This is a genomic window from Streptomyces sp. NPDC037288 (genome assembly GCF_055603265.1).
In genome coordinates, this window is the sequence record NZ_JBVJVY010000079.1 from 2,823 (window position 1) to 15,126 (window position 12,304).

At 66.6% G+C, this 12,304-nt stretch carries 8 protein-coding genes and 2 pseudogenes; 7 read left to right on the forward strand and 3 right to left on the reverse strand.

The window, feature by feature from the left end:
- A partial coding sequence (locus ACZ7GZ_RS39835; RefSeq protein WP_471032259.1) for a M20/M25/M40 family metallo-hydrolase occupies positions 1 to 618 on the reverse strand: 618 nt, incomplete at its 3' end.
- Positions 619 to 877: 259 nt separating this feature from the next.
- On the opposite strand from ACZ7GZ_RS39835, the gene ACZ7GZ_RS39840 reads away from it, so the two are divergent.
- The 5 genes from ACZ7GZ_RS39840 to ACZ7GZ_RS39860 all read left to right on the forward strand — a co-directional run bounded on the left by ACZ7GZ_RS39840 (position 878) and on the right by ACZ7GZ_RS39860 (position 3,340).
- Complete coding sequence (locus ACZ7GZ_RS39840) at positions 878 to 1,762, forward strand: LysR family transcriptional regulator (protein ID WP_471032262.1); 885 nt, start codon at positions 878 to 880, stop codon at positions 1,760 to 1,762.
- A gap of 185 nt (positions 1,763 to 1,947) precedes the next feature.
- The gene (locus ACZ7GZ_RS39845; protein WP_471032264.1) at positions 1,948 to 2,613 is read left to right on the forward strand and encodes an RHS repeat domain-containing protein; all 666 of its coding nucleotides are present in this window, start codon (positions 1,948 to 1,950) and stop codon (positions 2,611 to 2,613) included.
- Positions 2,613 to 2,825 carry a hypothetical protein gene (locus ACZ7GZ_RS39850; protein WP_471032267.1) on the forward strand — a complete coding sequence of 71 codons (213 nt, stop codon included), beginning with the start codon at positions 2,613 to 2,615 and terminating at the stop codon, positions 2,823 to 2,825. The genes ACZ7GZ_RS39845 and ACZ7GZ_RS39850 overlap by 1 nt, the downstream gene beginning before the upstream one ends.
- A gap of 88 nt (positions 2,826 to 2,913) precedes the next feature.
- Positions 2,914 to 3,090, forward strand: a complete 177-nt coding sequence (locus ACZ7GZ_RS39855; protein WP_471032268.1) for a hypothetical protein — start codon at positions 2,914 to 2,916, stop codon at positions 3,088 to 3,090.
- Positions 3,091 to 3,097: 7 nt separating this feature from the next.
- Complete coding sequence (locus tag ACZ7GZ_RS39860) at positions 3,098 to 3,340, forward strand: hypothetical protein (protein ID WP_471032270.1); 243 nt, start codon at positions 3,098 to 3,100, stop codon at positions 3,338 to 3,340.
- Between the two features lie 676 nt (positions 3,341 to 4,016).
- On the opposite strand, the gene ACZ7GZ_RS39865 is transcribed toward ACZ7GZ_RS39860, so the two are convergent.
- Both ACZ7GZ_RS39865 and ACZ7GZ_RS39870 read right to left on the reverse strand, forming a co-directional pair.
- Positions 4,017 to 4,946 (reverse strand): ADP-ribosylglycohydrolase family protein, encoded by a 930-nt coding sequence (locus ACZ7GZ_RS39865; protein ID WP_471032272.1) that lies wholly within the window; start codon positions 4,944 to 4,946, stop codon positions 4,017 to 4,019.
- 27 nt (positions 4,947 to 4,973) lie between these two features.
- Complete coding sequence (locus ACZ7GZ_RS39870) at positions 4,974 to 5,393, reverse strand: DUF6262 family protein (RefSeq protein ID WP_471032275.1); 420 nt, start codon at positions 5,391 to 5,393, stop codon at positions 4,974 to 4,976.
- A 602-nt stretch (positions 5,394 to 5,995) separates the two neighbouring features.
- Here ACZ7GZ_RS39870 and ACZ7GZ_RS39875 point away from each other — a divergent pair.
- Positions 5,996 to 9,579, forward strand: a pseudogene (locus ACZ7GZ_RS39875) (LamG-like jellyroll fold domain-containing protein).
- 157 nt (positions 9,580 to 9,736) lie between these two features.
- A pseudogene (locus tag ACZ7GZ_RS39880) lies at positions 9,737 to 12,214 on the forward strand (RHS repeat-associated core domain-containing protein); the annotation flags it as partial.
- Between the last annotated feature and the right edge of the window lie 90 nt (positions 12,215 to 12,304).

Here is a 12,304-nt window from a genome sequence, read left to right on the forward strand (position 1 = left end):
AGATGGGGTCCCGGGACAAGAGAGAAAAGCAACGGGGGGGGGGCCTTCCACCTCCTTGTTACCCCTTTTTTTTGTTCCCAGCCCCGTGCGCGGGCCCGGCCCCCCCACCACGACCTCGTACCGCGAGGTGCCCTTGCGGGCGGTCTTGAGCGCACCCTGCTCATCTGCGGACGCCTCCAGTACGAAAGCGGCCCTGCACCCCCGCGCGGCTTCCTCGATCAGCTCTCGGGATGTCGCGGAGCCGACCTCCTCGTCCCCGTTGACCAGTACGCACACCCCGTCCGGGGAGGGCAGGGAGGCCAGCGCGTGGAGCATCTGTACCAGGCCCGCCTTCATGTCCAGGACCCCGGGGCCGCGGGCGATCCCGTCGGTCACCGACCAGGGGTGGTTCTGGAGCGAGCCCATGGGCCACACTGTGTCGTGGTGTCCCACCAGGAGGACCCGCGGGGTGCCGAAGGTCCACCGCAGATGGGTCACTCCGTCGATCGCGATGGTCTCCGGCTCGGTCCCCAGCAGCGTCGTCCCGATGGCGCCGACCACCTCGGCGCTGCGCGCCACCGCCGCGTGGTCGGCTGAGAAGGACTCGCAGAGCACGAGCTTCTCCAGATCGGCGAGCATCGCCGGCAACGAGAGCGCGGCCCCCCGGGTCACCGGTCCGGCCCCTTCTCAACTTCCTGTCGCAGCGGCACATTTCCCCCTCGGAGCTCGTGGGCCATGGGTGCGGCGGGGCACGTCCCCTGCGGAGCCCCGCCGCGTGAACGACGTTATGACCGGTCAGGGCATTCCACCAGCGACTGGATTGCATGGGATCTATGCGCTGGAGGAATGTGTCGTGGAAGGATGGCGATGTGGGGAGGCAGATCTCGGAGGGAGGAATGTGTTCGAGATCGACGCGCTGCGGCTGCTGGTGGCCGTGGCCGAGACAGGGTCGTTCACGAAAGCCGCGGTCCGGCTCAACTACACACAGTCCGCGGTGTCCCGGCGGATCGCCGCGCTGGAACAGCAGGCCGGCGGGGCGCTGTTCGAACGCCTCCCTCGGGGCGTACGGCTCAATCCCGCCGGTCGCACGCTGCACCGGCACGCCATGGAGGTGCTCGACCGGCTGTCGCGGGCGGAGCGGGAGCTGGCCGTGCTGCACACGGGGCTCGGCGGACTGCTGCACGTAGGCGCGTTCGCCACCGCCAACATCTCGCTGACGCCCACCGCCCTGCGCGCGCTCCGGGACGCCAGGCCGGATATCGAGGTCGTCGCGGTCGAGGGCTGGACCGACACGCTGATGGAGCGCCTTGCGGACGGGGTGCTGGACCTCGCCGTCGTCAGCGACTACCCGTCCGGTCTGCCGTCAACCGACGGGGTCACGACGACCGTGCTGTGCGAGGACGAGCTGTTCGTGGCTCTCCCGCGCGAGCACCGCCTGGCCGGAGCCGAGGCAGTCGACCTGCGTGAACTGCACGAAGAGGCATGGCTGCACAGCGCGTACGGCGATCGCCCCACGATGCTCGCCGACGCCTGCGCGCGGGCGGGCTTCACGCCCAGGAAGATCATCCGGATCGCGGAGTGGACTGCGAAGTTCGGCTACGCGGCCGCCGGGTTGGGAGTGGCGCTGGTTCCCTCGCTGGCCGCACGGGCGGTCCCCGACGAACTCGTCCTGTGCCGCCTCACCGACTCGGCCCTGCGCCGGACCGTCCACGTGGCGCTGCCTGCTGCCCCGCTACCGGCGGCACTGAAACTGCGGGATCTGCTGCGCGACGCCGTTGACTGAACCGTCTCCAGAGCGGTCAGCCGGGGTGCAAGGTGGTGCACCGCGGCGGCTAGCCCGGCCAGGCGGCGCCGGCCGCCTCCTACGGCGGCGATCGCCGCGGCGTCAGCCGCCGGACGCAACGCCTCATTCCTCGCCCGGCTGGCAGAGGAGTCGGCACCCGGCGACGCGGCCGTGTTCCAAGCGTCGTGACAGATGCCGTCGGCTCGCCCACTGAGCTGGTCACCGCGGAGGGCGAGACGACGTGGCAGAGCCGGACCACTCTGTGGGGCACCGCCCTCACCGGCCCGGTCGAGTTCTCCTCCGTCGACTGCCCCGTGCGGTTCCCGGGTCAGTACGCCGACGCCGAAAGCGGCCTGCATTACCACTACTTCCGCTACTACGATCCCGGGACAGCCTGCTACCTCAGCCAGGACCTCCTGGGCCTGAAGCCGGCCCCCAACCCCTCGGCGTACGTCTGCCATCCCGGCACCTGGTCCGACCCACTGGGTCTGTACGGCTGTGAGTTGGAGGACCTCGGGGACGGCTGGTACCGCTCGCCCGAAGGACTCGACTACGGTCCGGGATCACCCGAGGGTCACCGCATCACCCACGTCATGCTGCGCACCCGTGAGAACCCCGCGAAGGCCGCCCACGGAGTTTTCGACACGGGCAACCAGGGCGTGCTGGAAACGGTCGATGAGGCATGGAGCCGGCGCGCCATGGCGGTGTCGGTCAACCAACAAGGCGCTCGTACCACCTACATCGTCCCGATGGGCCGGCAGGTGGGTTGCAACCCCGGAGAGGCATATATTTCGATCACCGTCGAACACGGCAACGAAGTGATCACGGCCTTCCCGAGGAGCTGGAACTGATGGACAAGATCGCCTGCGCGCACTGCGCCCAGGACTGGGTGCGCTGTTACGAGCGCAAGGACACGGGTCAGAGGTTCTTCCTCTGCCCCGAGTGCGAGTCGGTCTGGAACATCGAGGATGACCTACAGGGGGACACAGACATGTATCTGAGCGAGTACCTTCTGACCGGGGATTCTGTAAAGGACTGGGAAATCATCACTCCGTGCGACTGAGAAGGGCGATGGTATGTCGTCTTGGGGGACCTATACCGGATCACCACCGTGTTCTCAGTGAGTGATTGAGGTACATCCCGTAATCACCGTGCAGTTCACCGTACGACCCGGCCAGGGCGAGGCCAGCGGGTTCGATATGGGCGACATGGTCCTCACCGGAGGTTTCAGAACGGCAGACTCGGCCGGCCACGTTCCTGACCAGGGCATGATGATCTACCTCTCGGTCGTCCAGTTGCTGAACAGCCTGCGGCTTTCTGCAGGGTGACGCCCGCGTGCTCAGCTACATCGGTGTCGACGCCTCATTCAAGTTTATGGTGCGACGAAACAAGGAGGGTCTGTCGGTCGTCGACAAGAACGGCGTCATCGCCCAGACAACCGCTCCGGAGCTGACCTCCGCTGTGCTGCACGCGGCGGAGGCCCATGGCCGGAGCCTTCCTCCGGAAGACACGTTCAGATTCGACTGGGAAAACGCCATCGCGGATTTTCGTCCCCTCGTGCCAGGCAGGAAGGGCTGAGGGGCAGATGCCGGGAGCGTGATACCTACTACCAGCCGAGTGATTACACCATCGATGTACCTCTGTGGCGGGCGATGATCGGACTTACCCCTCGGTCGGGTAGAGCTGTTCCGGGTTTTGGCGCGGGTCGCCGACAGTTGCCGTACGAAGATCACGCACTGTCCGTGATCTTCGAGAGCACTCCGTCTCGTGCGCTTCGCCCGGGCCGCCGCGGCGGTCACCGTGTCCGCCGTACTCCTCATCCCGTCGACTGCCCACGCCGCCCCGGCGGCCGCGGCGCCAGGTGAAACCCCGTCACCGCTCTCGTACGCGACATGCTGGCTCAGCTCCCGGTCCGCACCGAGGACCGCACCGGCTACGAACGCACGAAGTTCAAGCACTGGATCGACGCCGACAGGGACGGCTGCAACACCCGCGCCGAGGTCCTCAAGGCCGAAGCCGTGGTCGCACCGGGGCAGGGGCCGAACTGCGCCCTCACGGGAGGCGAGTGGTATTCCCCTTCGACGACCGCTACATCAACGGGCCCAGGGGGCTGGACATCGATCATCTGGTATCCGTGCCCGCGACGACGTGACACAGCAAACTCCCAGGTCGTGCTGTCACAGGCGTGTCGCTGACTTTCTTCGGCGATCGCGTCTGGCGGGGGCAGATGTGGGGCGCACCTCGCAGCCGTAACTCAGGCTTCGAGGTGAAGTGCGAGATCGAGAAGCTCCGGCAGCCGTAATACCCGGTCGCCAGATCCTGGAATCGGGACGTGAAGCGGCTCGGTCCAGCGGGCCGGAATCGAGTCCACCCCGTAGTAGGTGCCGGCGAGACCGCCGGTGACCGCCGCAACGGTGTCGGTGTCGCCGCCGAGGTCGATCACGGCTCGTACCGCCTCTTCGTAACTGCCGGTGGTGCGCAGGGCCCAGACGGCGGAGCCCAGGCAGGGCCAAACGGCTCCGTTGAACTCGGTCGCTTGGTCGGGTGCCCAGTCGAGGGCGAGAACGGTGGCGTACCGGTCCTGGTGCTCGGGATGCACGGCACCCAGGATGTCCGGGAGCGCGGCTATAGGGTCAGCTCCGTGAAGTACTCGGCGCACGAGTTCATGGAAGATGGCTGTGCCTTCCCAGGCCGCGCGGTCGCCATGAGTGAGGGCGGCGATACGGCGTGCCGCGTCCATGGTGGCCTGTTGGCCGTAGCGGGAGAAATGGACCGCTGATGTGGATGCCCGCATCAGCGAACCGTTGCCCGCAGCCCGCAGATTGGTCTGGAAGTGGGTGGCGGCGGCCAGTTTCCAGGGCATGCCGTTGGTGAGCACGTCCTCTGTCTGCAGGCCTATGTCCTTCGGCTCGGACACGGCCCACCGCTGGAAACGGCTGAAGATGTCCGGCAGGTCCAACCCGTGTCGCTCGATCAGGGAATCGGCGACGAGGACCGCCATCTGCGTGTCATCCGTCGCCTCGCCTGGATCCCAGCCCCCTCCTCCGCACATCTCACCGTCGGCTCCGGGCGTCGGGAACCGGGCGGAGAACACCCCTGGTGGGCTGAATTCGAAGGGCGCCCCCAGTGCGTCACCGACTGCCGCGCCGATGACCGTGCCGACTGCACGTGCGTTTGCATCCACGGGAAGAGGCTACCGATGTCGGCCTCGTCAGCCTCCGCTCAGTCCCACCGAGTCGCCCGGCTCGTAGCGCGCCAGCCGCCTGCGCAGGTCGAGGTTCTCCCCCTGGGCGGCCTCAAGGGCTTTGCGGAGTCTCGCCACCTCGTCACGGTGAGTCTGCTGTTGCCGTGCCAGCCGGGCGCTCAGCGCCCGTACCGCACCCGATGTCGACGAGTCCGAAGGGGCCTCGGGATGCGTAGCCGGGACGCCACCCTTGGCACGGTAGCGTTCAATCTGGGTGCGTACCTCCGGACTTCGGTAGAAGAGGTCCGTACTCACCCCGGCCTGTCGGGCCACTGGGGTGAAGCTGATGGGCTTGCGCGCCTTGACGAGATCGGCAAGAGCAGTGCGGGCCCGTTTCTCGGCTTCCTGGGTGCGGGCGCGTGTGGCCTGGCGGAGATGCTCAGGCATGGGCGTCATGCGGTCGGCTCCCGTCCAGCTGGCTGGAAGCCCAAACCGCGCCTCCTGGTGCACGTACGCAGGGGATGACACGTGCATCAAGTAGGTCTGCATGCTGACCGCCACCGACAATGAGGAATCGGCGCTGACCTCGATGCTCGGCACCTGTGCCAACTGACCTGTCCGCAGCCGGGCCCGCGCACGAATGCAGTCCCCGGCGTCAGGAGCCCGCTTATGACCTCGCCGTACTTGGAGTTGCGCTTCTGCCGCGCCAGCGGGGCCTCGATCGGCCACGCGTGTGGTGTTCCTGTGAATGCCCGTGTTTGAGGTCGTGAACTGTGTGGCTGGATATAACTGCGCAGGTCAGAGCTCATGTGTGAGCTGCCTCACAGTCGATTGACCGTGTACCGTCACCAGTCGTTTACTTTCCGGACCTTTACAAATTTCATACACGGGGGGATTGAGTGAAGCCTGTGCGGGCCAGCGTGTCGCTGGCACGGAGGGCACGCGTGTGCCTTTTGGGCGGTGCCGCGGCCTCGCTTGTGCTGTCAGTATTGCCTGGGTTGCCTGCTGTGGCAGCTCTTCCGATGTCGGCCGCAACAGCGAAAACCGGAATGGTGGACGCGGCCAACGCGTCCGCTCGGGCGCAGGCGTCGGGTGAGCCGGTGGAGGTGACGGCGGACCGTACCGAGTACTCCACGACCAAGGCGAACCCGGACGGCTCGTTCACGCTGACGCAGTCCACCACGCCCCAGCGGGTGAAAGAGAAGGACGGCGGATGGGGCGCGGTCGATCCGGTACTGGAGCGTCGTGCCGATGGCCGTGTAGCCCCCAAGGGGGCGGTCGTGGACCTGTCCTTCTCCGACGGCGGGGCGGGATCGGACATGATCCAGCTGGGCAAGGACGGACGATCGGTCACCCTGGGCTGGCCTGGAGCCTGCCGACGCCCACGTTGAACGGTGCGACGGCGACCTACGCCAATGTCTTCGACGGGGTGGACCTGCAGCTGACAGCCACGGCTGAGAGCTACCGGGAAGTGCTCGTCGTCAAGACCCCGGAGGCGGCACAGAACCCGTCGCTGGAACAGGTAAAACTCACCGCGTCCGGGGATGGCCTGTCCGTGACACCCGGAGCCGGCGGCGGTCTGCGCGCCATCGACGAAGACGGCAACGCCGTTTTCCGTGGCCCGGCCGGCCAGATGTGGGACTCGGCCGGTGACGGCGGATCAGGCCCGCAGACGCAGCTGATGCGCACCGACGCCGGGGGTCCCGCAGACGGGAAGACGCAGGATAATCCGTCGCAGCCAGGGCAGGGCGATGCCACCGCTGTGCTGCCGGTGAAGGTCGATGACGGCGCGATCGCTGTGCATCCGGACCTGGGCCTGCTGCGCGGCAAGAACACCGTCTACCCCGTCTACATCGACCCCTCGGTCGGCCTCGGTGTCTCGGAACGCACGAAGATCTCCTCGGACGGCGACAAGTTCTGGATGTTCGACGGGGACAAGGGCGTCGGAAGGTGCGGCACGGCAGACGGTTACTACTGCGGCGGCGGCTACGTCGACCGCATGTACTTCGAGTTCGCTCCGACGAAGCTGGCCGGCAAGTACATCCTGGACGCCACCTTCTGGGCCCATGAGACGTGGTCGTTCAACTGCGATCCGCACTGGGTGGATCTGGTCCGCACGGACAACATCTCCGAGGGCACCCGGTGGCCCGGCCCCAAGCAACTGGACCTGATGGGCGACCGCTACGTCTCGGCCGGTCGCGGCTCTCTGTGCAGCCCCGACCAGCCTGACGCGTGGATCGAGTTCAACGACAACCCGAAGGAATCGGACGAAAATCTCACCAAAAGCGTCCGCTCGTTCGCGGACGGCAAGATCAGCCGGTTGACCCTCATGCTGAGAGCCAAGGACGAGAGCGACCCGCGGGCCTGGAAGCGTTTCGACGACAGCGCAGAACTCCAGGTGAACTTCGCCTACAAGCCGGGCGTGCCCACCAACGTCGGGATCATTCCCGGCGACGGCACCACCGCCTACTGCAGCAAAACCTCCACCGATCCCCTCGTGGTGACCCGTAAGGACCCCATGGTGCAGGCCCGGGTGCAGACACTTGTGGAGGCCCACAAGGGCAGCGAGGAGGGTTCGCTTCAGGCGGAGTACGTGGTGGAGCGCGGCGATGACGCGGCCTGGCATCAGGTGTGGACGGGTTATCGCCCTGATACGGGCTGGGATCCGGACGAGACGCTGGAGAAGATGCGTACCGGCGACCGCGCTGACGGCGGGCTGTACCGGTATAAGGCACGCACGCAGTCACACTGGTCCTACTCCGGAAAGAGCGGAGATTTGTGGTCCGGCTATAGCCCCTGGTGCTACTTCAAGATCGACTCCTCAGCACCGAAGGCGCCCCGTATCACCTCCAGCTCTCCCTATACCGAGTGCAGTGCCAACTTGTGTGACCCCAAGGGCGGTCCCGGGGTTGCGGGTTCTTTCACCTTCCAGCCGAACACTGCGGACATCAAGGACGGGCGCACCGACGTCACGGCCTATCAGTGGAAGCTGCTGTCCACGCCGGCCCGGCAGGTCACCGGTGGGCTCAAGGTTGACGTCAAGGATGTGAAACCCCCGCTCTCGGGCACGCAGGTGCTCTCGGTGCGGGCCAAAGACGTCTACAACCGCTGGGGTGGCTATGCGGAGTTCACCTTCAAGGTGGCACCAGCCGCCGGAGTTGTCGGCCGCTGGCACTTCGACGACGCAGCTCCCGGCTCGGCAGTGACGTTGGCCAAGGACAGTGCGACGGAGGGCACCCGGCACGACGCCACGCTCTACACCTCCCACGCCGGCTGGTCCACTCTCGGACGCCGGGGAGAGTCCGACTACTCGCTCTACCTCAACGACAGCAGCACCGACACCACGCGTGACGGGTACGCCGCTACCGCGGCGCCAGCGGTCAACACCAAGGACTCCTTCACCGCCTCCGCGTGGGTGTACCTAACCGACGCCTCGCAGAACCATGTGGTGCTGGCGGCGCCGGGCACGAGCGCCTCGGCCTTCACGCTGTACTACTCCTCGAGCTACAACAAGTGGGTCTTCAACCGCACGTCCGCCGACGTCAAGGACCCGGCCTATCTCAGGTCCGTCGCCGATGCTGGGCCGCCGCTGAATGTGTGGACGTACCTGACGGCCGTCTTCGACACCAAGGGTGACACCGACAAGGCAAACGACACCATCCAGCTGTTCGTCAACGGCCGCGCCCAGGGCAAGCCGGTGGTGCTCAACGATCTGTCCACCGCTTACCAGCCATGGACGTCCTCGGCCGGCCTGCAGTTCGGCCGCTCCCTCGGCAACGGTGTGTGGGGCGAGAACTTCCGCGGCCGTATCGACGAGGTCTCGGTGTGGCAGTACGCCCTCAGCCCCGAGCAGATCGCTCAGGAGGCGGAACTCACGCAGGACGGCGTGGCGGCCAACGAACTTGTCGCCGACTGGGACGCCACCTCCTCCGCCGGTAACCAGGTCAAGGAACTGACCCCGTACCCCGCGCCGCCGCTCGCGCTGTCCTCCACCGGTGCGGTGCTGGACGAGGACAACAACACCCTCGCCCTGGACGGAACATCCGGCTACGCCTCGGCGGCCGGCCCGGTGACCGACGAGACCGGCTCGTTCACCGTCTCAACCCATGCAAGGCTGGACGCCGACAAGCTGGCATCCAAGCCGGTCGGCTACCAGGCCCAGGTGGCGGGACAGGCGATCGGTGGCGAGTGTTCCTGGGCGCTGTGGGTAGTGAAGCCCGCAGACGACACCTACCAGTGGAAGTTCACCCGAACCGCCGTCGGACCGGACGGCAAGGTCACTCAGAGCGCACAGGTGGCAGCTACCGATCCTGCCGAGGTTGACACCGGGGTGGACATCACCGGCGTGTTCGACGCGCAGGAGACGTGGCAGTGGACCGACCCGGCCGATTCGTCCAAGACCGAGGACAAGATGGGCCGACTGCACCTGTACGTGGGCGGCTTGGAACAGCCCGGCGAGGACAAGTCCGGGTTCTCTGCGGTTCAGCAGGGTAGCGGGATGCTGTCCGTAGGCAGGGGAGCGGCTGGCGGATCCACGGGGTACTACTGGCCCGGCTCGTTGCAATCACTGCGAGTGTGGACCGGCGCGATGAGCGCCGACCAGATCCGCTCCCAGGTGCTGGATACCGACTGACACCTGGCAGGCAGTCACTCACCGACAAGCGGCCCGCTCGCTGTGAGCGGGCCGCTCGACACCCGGTGCCTCAAAGACGCCACATCATTTTCCTTTCTCCTCCTCAACGGCACGCGCCCGGCGTGACACAGCCTGGCGCCACGTAGGAAGAACCGCCATGAATTCCTTTGGCATACCCAGGCCGGCACCTGCCCGCAGGGGCAGAAACAGAACACGCTGGTCCCGTCGTATCGCTGCGACCACAGGCCTGGCACTCCTGCCCGGCCTGCTGACCCCCGTCGCCTTCGCCGCGGACACCGACCCACTGGGGCGTCCGCACCTGAAGACGCCACAGGCCACCAAGGTGAACCCCTTCACGGCCAAGGCGAACAAGAAGGCAGCCGCCGAAGTACGCGAGGCCGACGAAGCCGACCGGACGGCGGCCGCCCGGGCCCGCCACGATCAGCAGCGCAAGGTCACCTGGCCGAAGGCCGGCAAAGCGTCGCTGAGCATCCCGGACAAGGGCACCGCCAAGGCGGACCCGGGCTCCCTGCCCGTCACCGTGACCGCTCCGGGCAAGGGCAAGACGGCCAAGTCCCTCACGGTTGAGGTCCTCGACCAGAAGACTGCTGCCAAGCTCGGTGTCAAGGGAGTGGTCCTCAAGCTCACCGGCCCTGAGACCGGTGGTAAGGCCCGCCTCGGCATCGACTACTCCGCCTTCGCCTCAGCCTACGGCGGCGACTGGGCCGGCCGCCTCCAGCTGACGCACCTGCCGGACTGCGCCGCGAAGGATCCGGCAACGGTCAAGTGCCGCCAGCGCGTCGAACTCGACGCCGTCAACGACCGGGCCCGCGAAAGCCTTTCCGCGCCGGTGACCCTCGCCTCAGGCAGGCAGTCGATGCTGCTGGCCGTCGCGGCGGGGTCCAAGTCCGGTGCCGGCGACTACAAGGCGACGCCGCTCTCTGCTTCCTCGACATGGGAAGCCGGCGGTTCCTCCGGCTCCTTCACCTGGTCCTATCCCCTGCGCGTGCCACCGGCTGCGGCGGGTTCGAAGCCGGATCTGTCGATCTCGTACGACTCGGGCAGTGTTGACGGCCAGACGGCGAACTCGAACAACCAGGGCAGCCAGATCGGCACCGGCTTCGACCTGACGTCCTCCTACATCGAGCGCAGGTACGGTTCCTGCGACGACGACGGCCAGGACGGCAAGTACGACCTGTGCTGGAAGTACGACAACGCCTCCCTCGTCCTCAACGGCAAGGCCACCGCGCTAGTCAAGGACGACACCAGCGGCAAGTGGCGACTGCAGGACGACGACGCCTCCACCGTCATCCACTCCACCGGCGCCGACAACCGTGACGACGACGGCGAGTACTGGACGGTCATCACCGGCAACGGCACCAAGTACGTCTTCGGCCTCAACAAGCTCGACGGGGCCGGCGCAGACGACCGAACCCAGTCGGTGTGGACGGTGCCCGTCTTCGGCGACGACGAAGGTGAACCCGGCTACACCAATGGTGACTCCTTCTCCGCCCGGCACAAGACGAAGGCCTGGCGGTGGAACCTCGACTACGTCGAGGACACCCACGGCAACGCCATGTCCTACTGGTACACCGCCGAGCACAACAACTACGACATGCTCGGTGACGACAACACCGGTACCGGCTACGTCCCTGGCGGCTACCTGAAGGAGATCCGCTACGGCCAGCGCGCCGGCGCCCTCTTCTCCGCCTCCCCAGCCGCCTCCGACAAGGTGGTCTTCACATACGATGAGCGCTGCCTCGCCTCGGGCAGCGGTTGTGACTCGTTGACCAAGGACACCCGGGACAACTGGCCGGACGTCCCGTTCGACGCGATCTGCAAGGACGGCGACAAGTGCACTGGCAACATCAGCCCGGCGTTCTTCACCCGCAAGCGGATGAAAGCGATCACCACTTACGCCTGGAACGCAGCTGCACCCACCCCTGGCTTCGAGCCGGTGGACGTCTGGTCTCTCAAGCAGCTGTACCTCGACCCGGGCGACACCGGTGACTCCACCGACCAGTCCCTCTGGCTGGACGAGATCAGGCACACTGGCAAGCGCGGCACGGACCTCTCACTCGACCCGGTCAAGTTCAGCCACGTCATGCTGCCCAACCGCGTCGACGGCGCCGCCGACGACATCCTGCCGCTGAACAAGCCCCGGCTGAAGACCGTCATGTCCGAGACGGGCGCGCAGACGATCGTCACCTACATGGACGCCGACTGCACCGCAGCCGGCACCAAACCCAAGGTGGACGAGAACACCAAGCGCTGCTACCCCGTGTACTGGTCGCCCAACGGCGAGAAGGACCCCATCCTCGACTGGTTCCAGAAGTACCCGGTCAGCTCGGTGTCCACCACCGACCCCCAGGGTGGCTCGGAAGCCGTTCAGCATAGCTACCAGTACACGGGTGGCGGAGCCTGGCACTACGACGAGGACCCGCTGACTCCAGCCAAGGAACGCACCTGGTCCATCTGGCGCGGCTACCAGCAGGTCACCCACCTCACCGGCATCTCCGGGCACACGCAGAACAAGGAGACCACGGTCTACCTGCGCGGAATGAACGGTGACCGGGTGCTCGGCTCGGACGGTAAGAGTCCCGACCCGGACAAACGCAAGACAGTCAAGGTCTCAGTGGGCGTTCAGGTATGCCTCATGCCGGTATGAGAGTTCTGTCGCTGTGCCAGTTTGAGGCCTTTCGACGTATCGATGCGACTCATCACT

Coding starts and splice junctions, on each gene's coding strand:
- ACZ7GZ_RS39870 (WP_471032275.1), bottom strand. CDS start 5,393: ATGCCTGAGCATCTCCGCCAGGCCACACGCGCCCGCACCCAGGAAGCC.
- ACZ7GZ_RS39850 (WP_471032267.1), top strand. CDS start 2,613: ATGGACAAGATCGCCTGCGCGCACTGCGCCCAGGACTGGGTGCGCTGT.